The organism is Amycolatopsis sp. TRM77291 (genome assembly GCF_054166285.1).
Map to the genome: position 1 here is coordinate 7,051,733 of NZ_JBSZHF010000001.1, position 19,480 is coordinate 7,071,212.

Below are 19,480 nucleotides of genomic sequence, written 5' to 3' on the forward strand. Positions count from 1 at the left end.
ACCTCCCGTCTACCGCGACCATTCGATGACTTCGTTGTCACGAAAGATCATGCCCCTCTCAGGGCCCGAGAGGGGCAATCCATTTGAGTGAACGGTACGACTCTGAGTAGATGCTCGCGACTCGAAAGAGTGAGTTACTTCCGGTGGCGGCCTTTACCGATGGTCCGTGCCTTCTCCGGCTTCTTCGGTGCCTTCGCTGTGTCCGCTGTGTCGTCTTCGGCCTGCCCGAACCGGGCGACGGCACGATCACGCATGAACCCGAGCGGGTCGGGCGCGTGCAGCCGCAGCATCACGCCGTGGACGTCGTCCGGCCGCCCGTATCCGGTCGCGCGGCTCACCACGTAGGTGGTCAGGAACGCCGCCGGGACGGTGATCAGCGCGGGCTGGTTCGAGAACCACGGCGCCCAGCCGCCGCTGTACTTGCTGACGATGTTGACCACCAGCGCGGTCAGCACCAGCCCGCCGCCGACGAGCATCCCGGCCAGCGCGCCGGGCCAGCTGAGCTTGCGCCACCAGACCCCGAGCAGCAGCAGCGGGCTGAACGTCGACGCGGCCAGCGCGAACGACATCCCCACCGAAAGCGAGAGGTCTTCCGACGGCAGCAGGACCGCCAGCGCGAACGGGATGATCGCCACGATCGCCGTCGCCACCCGGAAATCGCGGACGCGACCGGGCAGGACGTCGGTGGACACGACCCCGGCGACGCTCACCAGCAGCCCGGACGAACTCGACAGGAACGCGGCGAAGGCCCCGGCCGCCGTCACCGCGCCCAGGATCTGCCCGCCGAGGCCGGGGAGAACGGCGGACGGCAGGAGCAGCACGGCGGCGTCGGTCTTGCCGGTCACCAGCAGTTCCGGCACGTACATCCGCGAGAGCGCGCCCAGCAGTGTCGGGAACAGGTAGAACAGCCCGAGCAGCAGCAGGACGTGCACCGTCGTGCGGCGCGCGGCCTTGCCGTCGGGGTTGGTGTAGAAGCGGACCAGGACGTGCGGCAGCCCCATGGTGCCGAGGAAGGTCGCCAGGATCAGCGAATAGACCTGCAGCAGATCGGTGAGACTCCCCGACCCCGGCCGGAGCCAGTCGCCGTTGGACGTGGGCGCGTCGCTGACCACCGGCACCGGCGTGCCCGCGGTGAACTTCAGCGTCGTGCCCTTGGCGACCTTGTGCCCGGCCTCCGGCGTCCACACCGCGAAACCGTTGGCGCGCGCGCCTTCCACTTCTCCGTACGCTTCGAGCACGGTCACCGAGGTGACCTTCAGCGTGACGTCCGCCTGCACCGACACCGTGGTGTTCTCGGGGAACGTCGGCGGGGCGGGCTGCCCCAGCGGACGCGCGCTGCCCGGCCCGCCGGAACCGAGGAACACGATGCACAGGACGAAGGTCGGCACCGCGATGGCGAACAGTTTCAGCCAGTACTGGAAGGCCTGGACGACGGTGATGGCGCGCATCCCGCCCGCGATCACGTTGAACCCGACCACGCAGGTCACCAGAATCGCGCCCGCCCACGCGGGTACGGGCAGGATGGTCGCCAGGGTCAGCCCGGCGCCCTGCAGCTGCGGGACCATGTAAAGGATCCCGATGAACACCACGAACGCCGTCGAGACCCGGCGCAGCATCGTCGAACCCAGCCGCATCTCGACGAAGTCCGGCAGCGTGTACGCGCCGGACCGCCGCAGCGGCGCGGCGACGAAGAGCATGAGCGCGAGATAGCCCGCGGTGAAGCCGATCGGGAACCACAGCGCGTCGGCGCCGTCCTTGAGCACGATGCCGGCGACGCCCATGAACGACGCGGCGGACAGGTACTCACCGGAGATCGCGGCGGCGTTGCGGCGGGACCGCACGGTGCGCCGGGCGACGAGGAAATCGTGCGTGCTGACGGCCGACCTCGAGGAGCGATGTCCGAGGTAGAAGGTCAGGACCGCCACCAGCACGATGCCGGCGATGGCCCACGAATTCAGCTGCACGGTGTGGATCCTCGCATGTGCAGCTCCGCAATCAGTTCTCGATCATGTCGACGAAGTCGCGTTCGTGTCGTTCGGCGAGCCGGTTGTACCAGAGGCCGATGCCGAACAGGAACGGGAAAGGCGCCACCCCGAGGATCAGCCAGGGCACGGGGATGCCCACGACGGTCACCCGGCCGAACGACGGGATCAGATAGAAGAGCACCGGAAGCGAACACAGCGTGACCATCACCAGCAGCGCCAGCAGCGACGCCGTCCGCAGCTGGATCTTCACCAGATCCCGGACGAGGAGCTTGCCCCAGCTGGTCTGTTCTTCGAGTTCGACCCTGGCCCGCAGGGTGCTGGTGGCCTGCCTCGGATCGGCGAGGATCACCCGCTGCCGCTTGGGTTTCGCGTGATGTTCGGGTTTGGCCTCGTGCTTCGGGCCGGACGGCGCGCCGGGAACGGGCTCGACGGCGGCGCCCTCGGGCACCGCCGGTTTCCTGCTCTTGCCGAGTGTCGGGTCCGGTTCGCGGACGCCGTTGACGCGGCGGTAGTAGTCGTCGGTCACGTCGACCGGTTGGCGCCGACCAGCCTGTCCTTGAGGGCGCGCGTGTGGCGGCGGCTCACCGGCAGCACCTTCTCCTCGTTACCGATCACGACCTGATAGCCGCCCTGCCCCATGCGCAGTTCGGTGATCAGCGGCAGGGAGACCAGGAACGACCGGTGGATGCGGACGAAACCCGCCTTCTCCCAGCGTTCTTCCAGCTGGGCGAGCGGGATGCGGACCAGGTGGCTGCCGTCGGTGGTGAACAGCCGGGCGTAGTCGCCCTGCGCCTCGACCCAGCGGACCGAAGACCGCGGGATGAGCTTCGTGGTGCCCGCGAGCTCGACGGGGATGACCTCGTCGTCGTTCTTGACCTGCCCCAGTCCGCCTTCGGGGCCGAACTTCGGCGCGGCGTTGGCGGCGAGTTTGTCGATCACGCGGGTGATCGCGCGGTCGAGCCGATCCTGTTGGTAGGGCTTGAGCACGTAGTCGAGCGCGCCGAGGTCGAAGGCGTTGACGGCCTCTTCCGCGTGTCCGGTCACGAACACCAGCGCCGGCGACGGGCGCAGCGCGGCGAACACCCGCGACATCTCCATCCCGGACAGGCCGGGCATGTCGATGTCGGCGAACACCGCGTCCACGATCGGCAGGCCGCGGGCCTTGCGGTCGGCCAGCCTCGGATCGTCCGCGGACAGCAGGCGCAGCGCCTCCGAAGCGTCGATCGCCGGGTAGACCAGGGCGACGTGCGGGCTGTTGCGGAGACAGTGGACGAGTTCGTCTAGCCCTTTGGGCTCATCGTCCACCGCCAGGACGATGAGCTTCCGGGTGTCATCGTGAGCACTCACAGTGAGACGCATCCTGCCCATTGCCGGGTTCCTTGTCCAGCCCGCTTCACGAAAGTCGAACGAAAAGGACGGCACCGGGCACCCCCGCGCCTGAGGTGACCGGTGCCGTCATCTTTTCCGGTGACACGAACCGCCTCGCCGTGCCACACCTATCCCTTCACGGCGTGAAGGTGAACCAGTTGACGCTCACGAAATCGGCGGGCTGTCCGCTCGTGAAGGTCAGGTAGACGTCGTGTTTCCCGGTGACGCCGCTGATGTTCGCCGGGATGGTCCGCCAGCTCTGCCAGCCACCGGTGTTCGCGACGGCGAAGCTGCCGACGGGTGGGTTGGACCGGCTGCCGAGCCGGACTTCGACGAGTCCGCTCACGCCACCCGCCGCTCCGGACGCGACGCGCGCCTGGAACTGCCTGCCCGTCTGCGTCCCGAAGTCGATACCCGGATACAACGCCCAGTCACCGTTGCCCGCGGGGCCGATGTTCTGCCCGCCGCCGGAATCGGACGTGGCCTGTTTGGCGATCCCGGCCGCCTGGCCGTACGACTCGGCCTGGATCGTGCCGTACGCGCTGCCACCGCCGGGACTTCCCGTGGTGGTCGTGGGCGTGGTGGGGGCCGTGCCGCCGCCGCGGGTCAGGACGGTGACGTAGTCGACGAGCATCGGATGTCCCGGCACGATCCCCGGCCCCGGCGTCGTGGTGCCGGAGTTGTTGTTCGGGAACGCGCCGCCGATGGCGACGTTCAGCAGGACGAAGTAGCCCGCGTGGTTCGTCATGTTGGCCCACGTCGTGGCGTCGACCTGGTTCTGGCTGACCGAATGGAATTGCTGCCCGTCCACCATCCAGCGGAACACGTTGGGGCTGACGCTGGTGTCCCATTCGAAGGTGTAGGTGTGGAACGCGCTCTGGCAGCCGGCGCCGGGACAGGTGCGGCTGCCGACCAGCCCGGTGGTCTCGTTGCACGGGCCGCCGGGGTTGACGCCGCAGTGCAGCACACCCCAGACCGTGTTGATCCCGTTGACGTTCTCCATGATGTCGAACTCGCCGACGGCGGGCCAGTTCCAGTAGTTGCCGCGGTACGGCGAGCCCAGCGCCCAGAACGCGGGCCAGTAGCCGAGTGCCGCGGCGCCGGTGACGTTCGGCATCTGGATGCGGCCTTCGATCCGCAGCGCGCCACCGGCGGGCGGTTTGAAGTTCGTGCGCTGCGTCTCGATCCGCGCCGAGGTCCAGTTGCCCGCGCCGTCACGCAGCGGCGTGATCCGGAGATTCCCGGAACCGTCCTGGGCGAGGTTCGCCGGGTTCGCCGTGTAGTTCTGGATCTCGCCGGTGCCCCAGTTGCCCGGGCCGCCGGGATAGCCGTGGCCGGTGTCGATGATCCAGTTCGCGCTCGACGGGAGCGAGCCCGCGGCGCCGGTGAAGTCGTCGGTGAACACGGTGGTCCAGCCGGACGGCGGGGTCGGGACGGCGGCGGAAGCGGGCAGGGTGAGGGGGACGGTGATCAGAGCCGCGCCGGCGGTGGCGGCGAGCGCGATCTTCCAGCGGCTCGTTCGGGGAGAAGTAACGGACATCGGACCTCCTCGTCAACGCTGTCGAGGTTTGTTGCCGTTCACAACAAAGCGGTATGTCCGATATGAGACCTGGTCTGAACCACTTCCGCCTACCACCGTTCGGGTGAATCCGACCCGCCCCGAACGCGAAAGAACGGCCCGATCCGCGAGGACCGGGCCGTTCATCGCACGCGGGTCAGAGGCCGAAGCGGCTCCAGGCGGCCTTGGACTGGACGGCGTCCAGCAGCGCGCTCGCCGCGGCGGGGGCGCCGATGCCGAGCCGCGCCAGGAGCGGCTTCTTCGGTTCGGCGATCGCGATCTCGGCGTCCGGGTACCGCTCGGTGATCACCTGGCGGAGGCTGCCGACGCCGTCGACGAGACCGAGCTCGACCGCGCGGGCACCCAGCCAGACGTCCCCGGTGAACAGGTCTTCGGAGCCGGAAAGCCGGTCTCCCCGGCGTTCGGTGACCCAGTCGACGAACAGTTCGTGGAGCTGGCCGTGCATCTTCTTCAGCCACTCGACGTCTTCCGGCTTCTCCGGGCTGAACGGGTCGAGCCGGGACTTGTTCGCCCCCGCGGTGTGCAGCCGCCGCTCGATGCCGAACCGCTCCAGCAGGCCGGTGAACCCGAAGCCGCCGCTGATCACGCCGATGGAGCCGACCATCGACGTCCGGTGCGCGTAGATCTCGTCGGCGGCGCAGGCCAGCCAGTACCCGCCCGACGCGGCGACGTCCTCGGCGAAGGCCAGCACCGGCACGTTCTTCTCGTCGGCGAGCTGACGGATCCGCTCGGCGACCAGGCCCGACTGCGTCGGCGCGCCACCCGGCGAGTTGATCTGCAGCGCGACGGCCTTCAGCCGCTCGTGCCCGAACGCGCGCGTCAGCGCCGATTCGACGGCGGCGAGGTTGATCGACCCCCTGGCCAGCGGCGACGGGGTCGGCGTGATCACCCCGTGCAGCTTCACCACGGCGACGACGTCCTTGCGTTCACCCCGATCGCCGATCATCGGGAGACGGGAGGTCAGCTTGTCCGCAACGCTCATACCGCCAGGTTACCGACGTTCACGACGGCAGCACGCCGCTGCGCGAACCGCTCACCCCGCTGGACTCGTTCGGGCCGCCCTGAGGCGGGACGGTGGCGCTGTCGGCGGAGAAGTCCGGCAGATTCGGCCGCACGCCGGGCATGAACTTCGGCACCCGCAGGGTCACCTTCATGCCGGCGCCGGGCGCCGTCTCGACCATGAGCGCGTAATCGCGGCCGAACACCTGCTGCATCCGCTGGTTGATGTTGCCGAGGCCGACGTGCGCGCCCGTGCGGTGCTGGCTGCGGAGATCCGCGAGCTTGGCGGGCTCCATGCCGATGCCGTCGTCCTCGACGCTGATCAGCGCTTCGGCGCCGTAGTCCTCGGCGATCACCGTGACGCAGCCGCCGGACGGCTTCGAGGCGAGGCCGTGTTTGACGGCGTTCTCCACCAGCGGCTGGATGATCAGGAACGGGACGACCACCGAGAGCACCTCGGGCGCGATCTTCATCCGCACTTCGAGCCGTCCGCCGAAGCGGGCGTTCTCGATGGTCAGGTAGCGGTCGATGTTCCGCAGTTCCTCGGCGAGCGAGGTGAACATGCCCGAGGTCCGGAACGAGTAGCGCGTGAAGTCCGCGAAGTCCTGAAGCAGCTCTCGCGCCTCCTCCGGGTCTGTCCGGATCAGCGACGAGATGGTGTTGAGCGCGTTGTAGACGAAGTGCGGGGAGATCTGCGCGCGCAGCGCCTTGATCTCCGCCTGCTGGAGCTGGTTCTTCGATTCGTCCAGGCGCGCCAGCTCGAACTGGGTACAGACGAACTGCGCGACCGCGTCGGCCATCTGCACCAGCCGACCGCGGGTGCGCCCGACGACGATCAGCGCCGCCTCGGTCTCGCCCTCGACGATCAACGGCACGATCACCGCGGTCCGCATCCGGCAGGTGCCGCGGTGGTTGCACGGCATCTTGTCGTGCGCGACGACCTCGCGCCGGTGCTTGCGGATCGCGTTGCCGATGGCGTCGACGAGGTCGACGTAGTGGTCGTTGGCCTCGCCGTCCCAGGACAGCAGCGTGCCTTCGCTGTCGGTGATGCCGACGGCGACGCAGTCGAGCATCTCGAGCAGCTGGCTGGTGATCTTGTCGGCGACCTGCTCGTCGAGACCCTCGCGGAGGTCCGGTGTCGCCTTCGACATCCGGTGGACGGCCTGCAGCACCGCGTTCTCGACGATGCTCGCGGGACGCCTCAGCTTGATCAGGAGGACGACGACGAGGATCGCGAGCAACAGCGCCACACCCCAAGGGATGATCTGCGCGATTTCGAGCCCGGACACGGCGTCCATGCTCTGCGCTCGACCAACCGGGTGCAAGGCCTGCTCCCCACTTTCCGTTGAGTTGTGACAACTGAGGGTGGGGCCGACCCTACCCAAGACCCGGGCGTAGTCCCCATGGTCACTCCCCGTCGCGCGGAGAAGACTGTGCGCAGGCAATCGCTTCCGGGGGAGGAACACAATGCGCGGATCGGGGAAACTCGCGGCGGGGGTGCTGACGGGGGTCCTGCTGGCGAGCGGGACGGCGGTCGCGGCCGGGGATCCGGTGCGCGCGGCGGTCGGCGATCTGGTCGGCGAAGGGGGATTCCCGGGAGCGGTCGTCCAGGTCCGGACCGGTGAGGCGGTCTCGCGCTTCGGCGCCGGATACGCGAACCAGGCAACGCGCGAACCCGCGGCGCCGCACCACCGGTTCCGGATCGCCAGCAACACCAAGGCGTTCGTCGCCACGGTGGTGCTGCAACTGGCGGGCGAAGGCGCGCTTTCCCTCGACGATCCGGTGGAGCGACGGCTGCCCGGTGTCGTACGCGGGCCCGGCTACGAGCCCGGGAAGATCACGCTGCGCATGCTGCTGAACCACACTTCCGGCGTGCACGATCCCCTCGATCCGCATTTCTTCGACCCGTATCTCGTCGAGGGGAACCGGGCGCACGTCATCACGCCGTCGGAGGTGATCCGGCGGTCGCTCGCCGACCGGCCCACGTTCCCGCCGGGCACCGGCGTGGAGTACTCGAACACCGGATATCTGTTGCTGGGCAAGGTGATCGAGAAGGTCACCCGCAACGACGTCCGAGAGGAGATCCAGCGGCGGATCCTCGGCCCGCTCCGTCTCGGGCGGACGTACTTCCCGCTGTGGTCGCCGTTCCTGCGCGGGCCGCATCTGCACGGCTACGACATGCGCGGCCAGGACATGACGGTGTTCAGCCCGTCGTACGACTGGACCGCGGGCGCGATGGTGTCGACCGTCGAGGACGTCGCGACGTTCCACCGCGCGTTGCTGGCAGGACGGCTCCTGGCGCCCGCGCAACAGGCGGAGCTCGAGCGGCTCGTGCCGAACGAGGACGGCGGCGCCTACGGAGCGGGGATCGAGACGCTCGACGTGGAATGCGGGGACGTCACGAAGACGTTCTGGGGCAACACCGGTGCCGGCCCGGGATTCTTCAGCGTCTCGATGAGCACCGCGGACGGCTCGAAACAGATCGTGCTGGCGCTGAACGTGTACGACCTCGCCGCGGACGTGCACGGCGGGCAGCGGGTGCCGAAGCCGCCGATGCCCGCGGTGCAAGCCGCCCTCTGCTGACCGCGTTTAGTCCTCTGGATGCGGTACTTGCGCGTGCAAGTACCGCATCCAGAGGACTAAACGCGGTCGGTGGCGGGTCACTTGAGCAGGCGCGACATCCGCCGGTCGGCCAAGGGTTTCCCACCGGTCTGGCAGGTCGGGCAGTACTGGAAGGACTTGTCCGCGAACGAGATCTCGCGGATCGTGTCGCCGCAGACCGGGCACGGCAGCCCGGTGCGCGCGTGCACCCGCAGCCCGGACCGCTTCTCGCCCTTGAGCCGGGCCGCGGACTGGCCGACCGACCGCGTCACGGCGCTGGTCAGCACCGCGTTGATGGCCTCGAAGAGCCCGTCGAGCGCCCCTTCGGACAGCTTTCCGGTTGTGGCGTAAGGAGAAAGCTTCGCCATGTGCATGATCTCGTCGGAGTAGGCGTTGCCGATCCCGGCGATCAGCGACTGATCGGTGAGCGCCGTCTTCAGCCGTTCGGTGCGCCCGGCGAACAACTTCTCGAGCCCCGCGCGGTCCAGCGAAAGCGCGTCCGGCCCGAGGCGCGCGATACTGGCGACCTCCTTCTCCGGATCACGCACGATCCAGACCGCCAGCCCCTTCTTCGTCCCGGCCTCGGTGAGATCGAAGCCCGGACCGGCGGCGGCGTCGAGGTGGACGCGCAGCGAGATCGGCCCCTTGCCCGGTTTGAGCGGTGCCGGCGCCAGCGCGTCGGACCAGCGCAGCCAGCCCGCCCGCGCCAGGTGGACGACCAGGTGGAGATCACCGGCGACGAGATCGAGGTGTTTGCCGAACCGGCCGGCACCGGTGACCTCGCGGCCGTGCAGCTCCGTCCACGGCGGGGTCGCCGTCTTCAGCACGCTGAGGGACGCCACGTCGACACGGAAGACGGTCTTGCCCACCGCGTGTTCACGCAGGTGGTGAGCGAGCGCTTCGACCTCGGGTAACTCGGGCATGACCCCAGTCTCGCGCGTTCAGGCCGCCGCGACTACTCCACCGGGTGCAACGGGCCGTCGAAATCCGGCAGCGAGTGCTTCTGGATGGTCTTCGAGATCTTCGAGACCTCGCCGCGCACGGTGAACATGCCGCGGATGGTGCCCACCCAGCGCTCGGAGGGCCGGTCGCCCGCCAGATCGCCCTCGGTCTCGGCGACGACGGTCCACGGGCGGCGCAGGATCCACCGCAACGGGAAGAACAACGCGACCAGCAGGAGCGCCAGCGGAACCCAGGACGGGATTCTCACGTCGGCGGGGGTCCACATGATGAGCACGATCGCGAGCAGCGCCGTCACGGCGATCATCGCGATACCCGGGCCGTAGCTGCCCGCCACATCGTGCTCGAAATCGTCCGCTGTCGCGGGAGCACGCCATTCCATCTGGGCTCGGACCACCCAGTCACGGCCGTCCTCGCCGTGCACCAGCCGGTTCATTCAGTCGCCTCCCGCGCGGCCGCTCGCTCGTCGTGAGCGAGCTCCACCGTACCGTGACGGGAGCCGGATTCGCGAGAGTTCGAAGGCGATATGCCCGCTCGGGCGTTATGGGCACGTCGGGTAGTCGACACCCGGTTCCGGATAGTGGGAAGTCGGTTCGACCGGGCTCGGCTCGTCTTTCGACGGCTCGCCGGACGGGGTCCCGGTCTCGCTTTCGGGGGTGCCGGTCTCCGGCGAAGTGGACCCTTCCGGGTCGGTCGTCGACTCCGGCGTGTTCGACGGATCCGTCTCGTCCCGGGGAGTCGTCGTGGTCGGGCTCAGCGACTCACCGGGCGGGATGTCGTCCCGTTTCGAGGTGGTCTGGTTCGTGCCGGTGCCCGGTTCCGGCACCTCGTTCCGCGGCGCGGTCTCCTCCTGCGCCGGGTTCTGCTCGTCAGGCGGCTGCACGACGTTCTCGGCGCCGCCGTCACCGGTGTCCCCGCCGCCGACGTCCTGCCGCGCCGTGCCGGCACCCGGCAGGCTCGGCAGGTCGGAGACCCCGAGTTCCGCGCCCGTGCCCTGGCCGGTCACGGCGGGCCGGTCGCCCTTGCCGTGCATCCGGTCCTCGGCGATCCGCTGCGGCGGGAGCTCCACCGGCTTGGCGTCGGTGGGCGGCGCGACCTGCGCCGGCAGCAGCGCCAGCTCCGGCTGGCCGCCGCCGGACAGGCCGACGGTATGCGTCACGTCGGTGCCGAACACGGCCGGACCGGCGACGATCCCGACCGCGCCCGCGGCGGCCGTCGACGCCACCGCCAGGCCCACCTTCACCTTCGAGCCGAGCAGAAGCCCCTTGACCGACGCGGCGAGCCCGGACAGCGCCCCGCTCGCGTGCGCGCCGGCGGCCGCCGGCACCAGCAAGGCGACGACACCGGCGTGCGCCCGCAGCGAAGAACAGACGTCACGCAACTCGTCGTGCGTCGCCCGGCAGGACTGGCACCCGATCAGGTGGGTCTTGATCCGGCGGGCCTCGGCCCCGGTGACGCTGCCCGCGGTGAACCCGCCCAGCTTCTCCACCACGGCCCGGCACGAATCCGGCCCGCGGTTGACCGACAGATGCGCCTGGAGGTACGCCGCCCGCAGCCCCTGCCGCGCGCGACGGGCCAGCGCCGCCGTCGCGTTCGCGCTCAACCCGAAATGGGGCGCGACCATCGACGGCTGCTCGCCTTCGACCTCGGTCTGCCACAACACCGAACGCCACCGCTCCGGCAGACTCGTGAACGCCGTCGTGATCAGCGAATGTTCGGCCGTGCGGGCATGCGTGTCCGCCCCGGCCCCGGCCCGGAAGGTCAGCTCGTCGTCGCTCACCGGCACGTCACGACGCGCGCCGTGCCACTCCCACGAGACCCGGCGAGCCACCGTCAGCAGATACGCCCGGACGTAGTCCCGCGGCCCCGCGCCCCGGCGCAACGCCTGAAGCACCCGGAAGAAGGTCTCGGCCGTGATGTCCTCCGCCTCCGACCGGTCGGCGGCCAGGCTGCGGGCCAGCCGGCGCACGGCGGCGGCGTGAAGTTCGAAAAGCTCCCCGAAGGCGGCGTCCTCCCCGTCACGGAGGCGCTGGAGCAATGCCTGCTCGTCGGATTCCGAGGCCGCCTGAAGCGGCACCGTGCCCTGCTCGGTCATCCGGCCAGGCACCTCCTCCCCGAAGGACTCACCATTCGGTCGAATGGGGACACCATACGGAGGTATGCAGCCGTCGTCACCCCTTGTACGCCAGGTGTGACGCCGAAGCACCTGGAGGGGTGGGTCGAAACCGCTACAGACGGTCGGTGTATGGTTGTCCCACTGCTTCAAACGAGTGCCGGAGCAGAGCAACACATGCGGATGTAGCGCAGCTGGTAGCGCATCACCTTGCCAAGGTGAGGGTCGCGGGTTCGAATCCCGTCATCCGCTCGCACGCGGGCACCGCGTGCGCAGGTAAAGCCTGCGCCGCAGCGTGCTCGCCATAATTCCCGGGGGCCCGAGCCCTCGGATCCCCGCGTTACCCGCCCGTCGCCTNGCGGATGTAGCGCAGCTGGTAGCGCATCACCTTGCCAAGGTGAGGGTCGCGGGTTCGAATCCCGTCATCCGCTCGCACGCGGGCACCGCGTGCGCAGGTAAAGCCTGCGCCGCAGCGTGCTCGCCATAATTCCCGGGGGCCCGAGCCCTCGGATCCCCGCGTTACCCGCCCGTCGCCTTCGCGAAGGGTTTGTCGGGCGCGTTGATCTTCTTGGTTACTAAGTGCTACAGGTTCGGTGAGTGGGGTCACACGACTGTAGTAATTCGGATTCGTGCATAGGTCGAGGCCGGTTGAGCCGGCTCAGAGCGCGGCCGGCTTGAACGGATCGTGCTCGGTCAGGAGTTTGTCGACGCGGGCCTGGTCGACCCGGCCGACGACGGAGTTCTCGTCCTGCCGGTCTCGGATGCATTTGGCGAGGGTGAACGCCGAGGTCGTCAGGAAGAGCATCCCGAGGGCGAGGAAGCCCCGGACCCAGCCGTCGACCGGCAGGTACCAGATGCCGATGACGACCGCGAGCAGCGCCAGGCCGAACGAGAGGGCGGCCTGGACGAAGAACGCGACGGTGGTGGGCGGCGCTGCGGAGGTTTTCGTCATGCGTACCAAGGTCGCGCCGGACGCCCCGCGCTGTCTTGAGTACGGCTACTCAAGAAGTGTTGCGATTCAGATCTCGTAGCCGTCCATCACGGTCGGCGCGACCGGCGACAGGTGCTCGTCGCCGCGTTCGGTGACCAGGCCGCGGGCCATCCGGTACACCTTGAACTCGTTGTCGTGGTCGGGATCCTGGTCGTCCCAGACGTGCAGGAGACCGTAGGAGCCGGGTGCGAGGTCGCCGACGCGGGTGAACAGGTCCACCAGCTCGGGCGCGATCGCCGTGCCGTGTTTGTCCATGCCGCCCAGGTGCAGCACCGGCACCCCGGCGGCCCAGCGGAGGTCGAGCAGGTCTGCGTCGCCGAAGTCGCGGACGGCGCGATGCACCCGCTCGACGATGCGCTCGAGCAGCGCCGCGTCGTCGTCACCGGAAGGGCTCGCTTGGATGGTCACCCACCCGTGGTATTCGAACACCTGCCTGAGTTTAGGCAGGTCCGCCCGCCATCACGGCCGGCGCCCCGTCGCGCCGCAGCGCGTTCTTGAAAATCTGCCCGCCGTGCTTCTCGAAGGCGGGCACGAGCTTCTCGCCGTACACGCACAACGTCCGTTCCCACGGGTGCCCGAGCGTGCCGAAGCGGAAGTCGTTCGCCAGGAACATGTGGTAGTCCGTACGCGGGAACACCGGGACGGGCCACGGGTCGAGCGCGGCGTGCCGATGCGGGTAGAAGCGGTACGACTGGTGCTGCCAGTGCAGCACCCAGACCCACTCGTCCTCGGCGACGCAGTCCTTCAACGCGGCGAGCGCGACGCGGGCGACGTCGTTCTGTTCGACGGCGTACGGGCCGAGCCGGAATTCCGGTGACGAACGGTCGAGGCCGCCGGGCGCGAGATCCCAGGCGACGGACGGGGCGGGTTCACGGAAGCCGGGCCAGGCGTGCGCGTAGGTGCTCGGCCAGAACGCGAGCTTGTCGTAGACCCAGTACCAGGCGGGCTCATCTGCGACCCTGGAGATGGCTTCCCAAGCGTTGTTCACGAGCGACCCTCGGTGGTTCGGCCGGTTAAGACTGGGAAAGCTTCGTGTTCAGGGCCCAAGTTGTCCAGCTCGTGGGCATAGTCCGCGAAACTGTCACCTGATCAGGTGTCTTGCGTCGCCGCCGGAACCGTGAGAATGACGGTGCGTGAACGGCGAGCCCACCGAACGCGGGCTCGCCGTCGTCCGATCACGCGGCCGCCTCCCAAAGACTCATGAAGGCCGAAGCCTCACTCCGCACCCATGGCCGCACCTTGTCGCGATCGCGCGGCGACAACGCGAACTCCTTCGAGCGCCGGACGTCGATGACCAGCGGCCGCCCGCCCGGCCGCAGCTCGTCCATCGTCTGTTCGAGCAGCCACAGCACCATCTGCGCGGCGTCCCGGCTCAACGGCTCCTCCTTGAAGTAGAGCCAGGTCACGTACACGGGGCCGTCGCCCTTGCGCAGGCCGAGATGAGGATTGATACCCACTTCGAGCGAGCCGAGCTGCCATCGCGACCGGCCGACCTCCGCCAGCCGCAGGTCACGCCGGCCGACGTAGCGCAGCCAGCCGTTGGCGATCTCGGTGTAGTGCGGCCGCGTGCGTTCGTCCGCGTTCTCGACCAGCGCCCGCAGCACCTCGCGATCCCGGCCGGAGATCCGCCCGGCACGGATCGCGTTCGCGGCGCGGAGGTAGAAGTTGAACCCGCCCCGGGCCGGGTCCTCGTACTGACGGCGCCAGCGCCGGACGAACGAGGAACGCGAAGGACCCGAACTCGTGCTGTACCCCACGAACGTGGGCAGGGTGATGTAGGCCATCCGTGTCTGCCTTTCGCCGCTGTTCCTGCTGTACAACGACCATTTTAGAACACATGTACGACAGAAAACGGGGCTTTACGGGTGACGCGGAGAAGGAGGCCAAGGCCCTTCGAGCAGCTCCGCCGACTCCTCGAGGATCGGCACCTCGCAGACGTCCCTCGGGGTGAGGTCGGTCGGGATCCAGCCGTCGAGCATCGCCGACCACCGCGCGATCCCGCGCAACGACGGCGGGGACCCGAGCAACTCGCCCACCTCGCTGACCAGCGCGCCGCCTGCCGCGGGCGAGAGGCGGCCTTCGACCATCGCGGTGAGCCAGCCGTGGATGAGCAGCCAGCGGGCGGCCGTGGGATCGGCGGGCAGTTCGAGCCCGAGTTCGTCGACGACCTGGCCGAACGCCTTGTCGACGGCGGCTTCGGCGGAGGATCCTAGCCCGGCGAGCAGGGCGAGGGACGGGGTGTCGAGTCCGGCGACGATCGCGTCCAGCCCGGCCTCCACCAGATGGGAGGTGCGGACGTCACGTCCGGCGAGCCTGCCGATGGCCAGCTCGCGCAGCGCGCCGCGACACGCGTCGATTTCCGTCACCCGGCACTTCCCACGTCCGCCACCGTACCGCTCCGGACGGTGCTGGACCTGCGCCGAAACGGACGCAAGAATGGGAAAGACCAATATCAACCACCCGTCCGGGTCATGCGACACTGGCTGCCCACACCCGGCGGCAGGGGGCTAAATGAGCTGGCAGGACGAGCTTCGGCAGCTGGATGTCGAGCTGGCCTCAGGCCGTATCGGGCACACCGAACACCGTAAAAGGCGCGACGAGCTCCTCGCGGAGGCGTCGGGTGGCGCGATGCCGTCGCCGGTCGCCTCGCCGTTGCGCCATCCGGCCGGGCCGTGGCACAGCACCAACCCGGCCGCCAGACCGGCCGAGCTTCCCACCGTCACGCTCCCACCCGTGCCACCGTCGGAGCAGCAGACCCAGGCCTTCGACACCCGGCCCCGCGAACCCGAACGGCCGGCCGCCGAGCCGCGCGAGACCCCCAAGGGCAGGCGCTCCCTGCCCTTCCTTCCCGACCACAAGACCACCGCGCCGTCGCCTGCCGACATCAACCCGACGGTGTACCTGCGCGCCGAGCCGCCCCAGCCCCGGCGTGATCCGGGTACCCGGCAGCCGCCCCGCAGCCTGCCGTCGCTGGCCCCCGACGACGCCGTTCTCCCGCACCGCGCTCCGGCCCTGGAGGACTACGCCTTCGTCGGCAAGAGGAGACCGACCTGGCTGTTCATCGCCGCCGGCGTGCTGGTCGTCCTGGGACTGATCATCGGCGGCACCGTGTGGCTCGGAGCGCCGAAGGGCGGCGATCAGTCGCCACCCGCCATCGCGCAGGCACCGGACGCCGTCGGCGGGCCGGGCGCCGCCCAGCCGGAGCCCGCGCTCGAAGACCGCGTTCCGGCGTTGCCGGGCTCGCCGCTCCCCGAGAACTCCACGGTCTCGCTCGACAAAGGGGTCGAGCTGAAGCTCTTCCCGAAGGAGTCCGCGCAGATTTTCGCCCAGCACGGCGTCACCAGCGTCGTCTTCCGTGGATCCAGCGACGGCGACATCGGCTATCTCGCGTACGCCATCCCCGCGCGTTCGGACGAAGACGCGAAGGCCGTCGTCGCCTACCTGATGCAGGCTTCCCAGGCGGGCGGATTCGCCCTGAGGGCCGACGACCCCGAGTCCGTCACCGGACGCGATGGGGCCCGCCGCATGGACGGCACGTGGTTCACCTCGGGCAAGGTCGCCGTCGTGCTGTGGGCGTCGCAGCCGTTCGACCTGGACAAGAACAAGCTCCGCACCAGCCTCGACAAGACACGCGCCACCTTCAAGGAAGCGCTGCCGCCGAGCTGATCAGGCCTGGCCACCCGAATCGAGGACGCCGGCGAGGGTCCCCCGGGCCAGTTCCGCACCGAACCGGCTCTCCACCACGGTCTTGCCCTCCTCGGACAGGCGAGCCCACAGCTTGTCGTCCTCGAGCAGAGTGACGATCCGGTCGGCGAGTTCCGCGGCCGTCTCCCCGATCAGGACGTCCTGGCCGTGCGTGAGGTGCATGCCCTCGGCGGCGAGTGAGGTCGCCACGACGGGCACGCCATAGCCGAGGCTCTCGCCGAGCTTCCCCTTCACGCCCGCCCCGAACCGCAGCGGCGCGACGACCGCCCGCGCGGTCTGGTAGACCTCGTCGAGATCCGGCACCCAGCCGCGCACGACGACGCCGTCGCGTTCGAGCTCGAGCACCGCGGGCGGCGGGTTGCTGCCGACGATCTGCGCGACCGCGTCGGGCCTGCGCTCGCGCACGAGCGGCATGATCTCGGTGGCGAGCCAGTGCGCGGCGTCCTGATTCGGCACGTGATCGAAGCTGCCGACGAAGACGATTCCGTCGCGGCCGTCGGGAACGGACGCGGCACCGTCGGCGTAGTGCACGTTCGACAGCACCTCGACCCTGGCCGACGGGACCAGTTCCCCCAGGAGCTCACGTTCGACGTCGGACACGACGAAAGTGACATCGGTGATCTTGGTCAGGCTCAGTTCCGACTCTCGCAGCACTTCCGCCCGCCGGCGCAAGGTCACCTCTTCGCTCGTGTCGCCGAGTTGCGCGGCCAGATCGGCCTGCCGGGTGAGCCGGACGAAGTGCAGATCGACGGTGTCGTAGGCGATGAGGCAGTTCGGCGCGTGCTGGCGGACCTGCTCGATCAGCTGCCAGGCGACATGCGGCCGCGACAGCACGGCCAGCCGCAGGTCGGGACCGGCGTCGCGCAGGAACTCCTGCTTCTCGTCCAGGCCGGTGATCACGGTGACGCCCATGCGGTACAGCTGGTTCGCGTACGGCTCCGGCAACGCGTCGTTGAACGGCATGAAGACGACGCGATGCCCGAGCCCGACGAGCAGCTCGAGGATCCTGGCCATCCGCACCGACCCGGAGTCCTTGTCCGGGGTTGGGACCTGGTGGTCGACCACGAGCACGGTGCCACCGCGATGGCCGTCCTCGGTGCGCTGCCGTGCCGCCCAGACCGCGCGCGCACTGGCCGACGGGAGGTGGTCGCGCAGCTGGACGCTCCACTTGTCCACGAACACGCCGCGGTTCAGTTCCTGGTGCCGCTTGACCCCGGAGGCGAGGTCGGTTCCGTTCGAGATGCCCTCATGGTGGACGACCACGGACGCCGGCTGCACCATCGTCCGGAACCCGGCCGCCCGCACGGCGAACGCGAGGTCGGTGTCCTCGTAGTAGGCGGGTGAGAACCGCTCGTCGAATCCGCCGATCCGCTCGAAGAGCTGACGGCGGACCAGCACCGCGGCCCCGGAGCAGTAGTCGACGTCACGCAGTGCCTGGAACCAGGGCAGGTCCGGGTTCTGCAGCCTGCCGTAGTTCCAGCCGGAGCCGTCGGCCCAGATGATCCCGCCGCATTCCTGCAGCCTGCCGTCCGGGTAGACCAGCTTCGAGCCGACGAGCCCGACGTCCGGCCGCGTCTCGACGACGTCGACCAGTTCGTCCAGCCAGCCGGGCCGGACCTCGGTGTCGTTGTTGAGGAACATGACGAAGTCGCCGCGCGCGTGTCCGGCGCCGAGATTGCACGCGCCGACGAAACCGAGGTTCCGTGGCGCCCGCACCAGCCGGATCCCGGCGCACTGGGCGACCCGGTCGGCGGAGTCGTCGCGCGACGCGTCGTCGACCACGATGACCTCGAACGGGGTGACGGGCAGGTGACGCTGGATCGAGTCGAGGCAGGCGCGCGTGTAGGACCAGTTGCCGTAGACCGGGATGACGACGCTGACGATCGGCTCGTCGCTGGTGGTGACCGCGACCGGCCCGGGTACGGCCGACACGGCTGGGGCCGCTCCCGTGGGACGGCCGAGCGCCGTCTCGTACAAGTCACGCAGACGGGTGCCCCGGGGAGCGAACTTCTCGATCGCGCCGCGGTAGGTGCCGAGCACGCGCTGGACGAGCGCGGACTGCTCGGCGCGCAGCTGGGAGTTCTCCGCGGCCAGGCGACCGACCGTCTCGCTCAGCTGGACGTTGTTCCGGGCGAGCCATTGCAGCCGGTCGCGGTCGTTGGCCGCCTTCCGCTGCAGCAGGCCGAGTTCGTTCGCGGCCCGGCGGTGTCCGGCGCGGGCGCTCTCGGCACGGGCGGCGGCCTGGTCGCGTTCCTCCACCGCCCGCCGTTCGGCGGCCGTGACCTCGGCGATTTCGGCGGCCTGCCGGGCGGCCAGTTCGTCGGCCCGGAGCAGCCCGTCCTCGGCGCGGCCCAGCGCGACACGCGCCCGCTCCGCCTCGGCCGCCTGCGCATCCGCGGCGGCGTTGGCCTTGGCGACCAGCGTCAGCCGCGGGTCCACCAGCATGGAAGCGTTCGGCAGGGTGATCGGCGCCGAGGACGCGACCGCGACGAAGTACGTGTGCGGAGCACCGGCGGCGACCCGCCACTCGTCGCCGTCGCCCTGCTCGAGCCGGAACAGCTCGGCCGCCGAGGTCCCGCCGTCGTGGATCAGCGAGCCGACCGCGACGTTCTGGCGCAAAAGCGTGACGTGCTCGAAGCTCTTCTCCATCAGCGTCCGGAACGCCGACTCGGTCAGCTCGTGGACGTGGAACGGGTTCTGGTTGCCGTGGTCGCCGGTGTAGACGGCGATGTCCGGGGTGCTGCACAGGAAGATCCCGCCCGGCGCGAGCCGCGCACGGACGAGGGCCATCATCTGGTCCTGCGCCTCGACGTGCTCGATCGCTTCGAAACAGGTGATCAGCTCGAACGGCTCCGTACCCGCGAGCGCCTCCGGGTCGGTGATCGAACCGATCTCGAAGGTGACCTCCGGATAGCGGGCGCGCGCGTGGTCCACGGTGGCCGGGTCGATCTCCAGCCCGACCACCTCGGCCGCGGACCCGGCGAGCAGAGCGCTGCCGTAGCCCTCACCGCTGGCGAGGTCGAGCACCCGTTTCCCGGCGGCGAACCGGGTGGCGAACGCGTAGCGGTGATAGTGCTCGTAGATCACCTGGATGTCGTCGACCCACGGCACGCACCGCTCGCCGGTCCACTCGATCAACCGCTCACCAGGAGTCCCCTTGCCCATGACGAGGAGACTAT

General features: G+C 69.5%; 17 protein-coding genes and 2 tRNA genes. 4 read left to right on the forward strand and 15 right to left on the reverse strand.

Features of this window, described 5'->3' with window-relative positions:
* Positions 1-134: 134 nt before the first annotated feature.
* From ACXIZN_RS32850 to ACXIZN_RS32875, 6 genes are all read right to left on the reverse strand, one after another.
* Positions 135-1,964: a sodium/solute symporter gene (locus tag ACXIZN_RS32850; RefSeq protein WP_457958893.1), complete on the reverse strand. Its 1,830-nt coding sequence runs from the start codon at positions 1,962-1,964 to the stop codon at positions 135-137.
* A gap of 31 nt (positions 1,965-1,995) precedes the next feature.
* Positions 1,996-2,511, reverse strand: coding sequence for a hypothetical protein (locus ACXIZN_RS32855; protein ID WP_457958894.1), 516 nt, complete (start codon positions 2,509-2,511; stop codon positions 1,996-1,998).
* Positions 2,508-3,344 (reverse strand): LytR/AlgR family response regulator transcription factor, encoded by an 837-nt coding sequence (locus ACXIZN_RS32860; protein ID WP_457960660.1) that lies wholly within the window; start codon positions 3,342-3,344, stop codon positions 2,508-2,510. Before ACXIZN_RS32860 ends, ACXIZN_RS32855 begins: the two co-directional genes overlap by 4 nt.
* Positions 3,345-3,489: 145 nt before the next feature.
* The gene (locus tag ACXIZN_RS32865) at positions 3,490-4,893 is read right to left on the reverse strand and encodes a glycoside hydrolase family 16 protein (RefSeq protein ID WP_457958895.1); all 1,404 of its coding nucleotides are present in this window, start codon (positions 4,891-4,893) and stop codon (positions 3,490-3,492) included.
* Between the two features lie 175 nt (positions 4,894-5,068).
* Positions 5,069-5,914, reverse strand: coding sequence for a S49 family peptidase (locus ACXIZN_RS32870; RefSeq protein ID WP_034309569.1), 846 nt, complete (start codon positions 5,912-5,914; stop codon positions 5,069-5,071).
* A gap of 19 nt (positions 5,915-5,933) precedes the next feature.
* Positions 5,934-7,229, reverse strand: coding sequence for a GAF domain-containing sensor histidine kinase (locus ACXIZN_RS32875; protein ID WP_457958896.1), 1,296 nt, complete (start codon positions 7,227-7,229; stop codon positions 5,934-5,936).
* A 169-nt stretch (positions 7,230-7,398) separates the two neighbouring features.
* Between ACXIZN_RS32875 and ACXIZN_RS32880 the strand changes: the two genes are divergently transcribed.
* Positions 7,399-8,514, forward strand: a complete 1,116-nt coding sequence (locus ACXIZN_RS32880; protein WP_457958897.1) for a serine hydrolase domain-containing protein — start codon at positions 7,399-7,401, stop codon at positions 8,512-8,514.
* Between the two features lie 77 nt (positions 8,515-8,591).
* Here the strand turns inward: ACXIZN_RS32880 and ACXIZN_RS32885 are convergent, their stop codons facing one another.
* The 3 genes from ACXIZN_RS32885 to ACXIZN_RS32895 all read right to left on the reverse strand — a co-directional run bounded on the left by ACXIZN_RS32885 (position 8,592) and on the right by ACXIZN_RS32895 (position 11,587).
* The gene (locus ACXIZN_RS32885) at positions 8,592-9,455 is read right to left on the reverse strand and encodes an Fpg/Nei family DNA glycosylase (protein WP_457958898.1); all 864 of its coding nucleotides are present in this window, start codon (positions 9,453-9,455) and stop codon (positions 8,592-8,594) included.
* 32 nt (positions 9,456-9,487) lie between these two features.
* The gene (locus tag ACXIZN_RS32890) at positions 9,488-9,928 is read right to left on the reverse strand and encodes a DUF983 domain-containing protein (RefSeq protein WP_126732525.1); all 441 of its coding nucleotides are present in this window, start codon (positions 9,926-9,928) and stop codon (positions 9,488-9,490) included.
* 105 nt (positions 9,929-10,033) lie between these two features.
* Entirely contained in the window at positions 10,034-11,587 is a 1,554-nt protein-coding gene (locus ACXIZN_RS32895) for a sigma-70 family RNA polymerase sigma factor (RefSeq protein WP_457958899.1), read from the reverse strand.
* Between the two features lie 197 nt (positions 11,588-11,784).
* Between ACXIZN_RS32895 and ACXIZN_RS32900 the strand changes: the two genes are divergently transcribed.
* Together ACXIZN_RS32900 and ACXIZN_RS32905 are read left to right on the forward strand one after the other, a co-directional pair.
* Positions 11,785-11,857: transfer RNA gene (locus ACXIZN_RS32900), tRNA-Gly, on the forward strand.
* Positions 11,858-11,963: 106 nt separating this feature from the next.
* A tRNA-Gly gene (locus ACXIZN_RS32905) sits at positions 11,964-12,036 on the forward strand.
* Between the two features lie 227 nt (positions 12,037-12,263).
* On the opposite strand, the gene ACXIZN_RS32910 is transcribed toward ACXIZN_RS32905, so the two are convergent.
* The 5 genes from ACXIZN_RS32910 to ACXIZN_RS32930 all read right to left on the reverse strand — a co-directional run bounded on the left by ACXIZN_RS32910 (position 12,264) and on the right by ACXIZN_RS32930 (position 14,962).
* Positions 12,264-12,557 carry a YiaA/YiaB family inner membrane protein gene (locus ACXIZN_RS32910; RefSeq protein WP_457958900.1) on the reverse strand — a complete coding sequence of 98 codons (294 nt, stop codon included), beginning with the start codon at positions 12,555-12,557 and terminating at the stop codon, positions 12,264-12,266.
* A 66-nt stretch (positions 12,558-12,623) separates the two neighbouring features.
* Positions 12,624-13,025, reverse strand: a complete 402-nt coding sequence (locus ACXIZN_RS32915) for an immunity 7 family protein (protein WP_126732528.1) — start codon at positions 13,023-13,025, stop codon at positions 12,624-12,626.
* 10 nt (positions 13,026-13,035) lie between these two features.
* On the reverse strand, positions 13,036-13,584 hold the full coding sequence (locus ACXIZN_RS32920) for a DUF2716 domain-containing protein (protein WP_126732529.1): 549 nt from the start codon (positions 13,582-13,584) through the stop codon (positions 13,036-13,038).
* A gap of 187 nt (positions 13,585-13,771) precedes the next feature.
* Positions 13,772-14,380 carry a hypothetical protein gene (locus ACXIZN_RS32925; RefSeq protein WP_457958901.1) on the reverse strand — a complete coding sequence of 203 codons (609 nt, stop codon included), beginning with the start codon at positions 14,378-14,380 and terminating at the stop codon, positions 13,772-13,774.
* Between the two features lie 75 nt (positions 14,381-14,455).
* Complete coding sequence (locus ACXIZN_RS32930; RefSeq protein ID WP_457958902.1) at positions 14,456-14,962, reverse strand: hypothetical protein; 507 nt, start codon at positions 14,960-14,962, stop codon at positions 14,456-14,458.
* A gap of 145 nt (positions 14,963-15,107) precedes the next feature.
* On the opposite strand from ACXIZN_RS32930, the gene ACXIZN_RS32935 reads away from it, so the two are divergent.
* The gene (locus ACXIZN_RS32935; protein WP_457958903.1) at positions 15,108-16,262 is read left to right on the forward strand and encodes a hypothetical protein; all 1,155 of its coding nucleotides are present in this window, start codon (positions 15,108-15,110) and stop codon (positions 16,260-16,262) included.
* Here ACXIZN_RS32935 and ACXIZN_RS32940 read toward each other — a convergent pair whose 3' ends face one another.
* Positions 16,263-19,466 (reverse strand): glycosyltransferase, encoded by a 3,204-nt coding sequence (locus ACXIZN_RS32940; protein ID WP_457958904.1) that lies wholly within the window; start codon positions 19,464-19,466, stop codon positions 16,263-16,265.
* Positions 19,467-19,480: the final 14 nt, after the last annotated feature.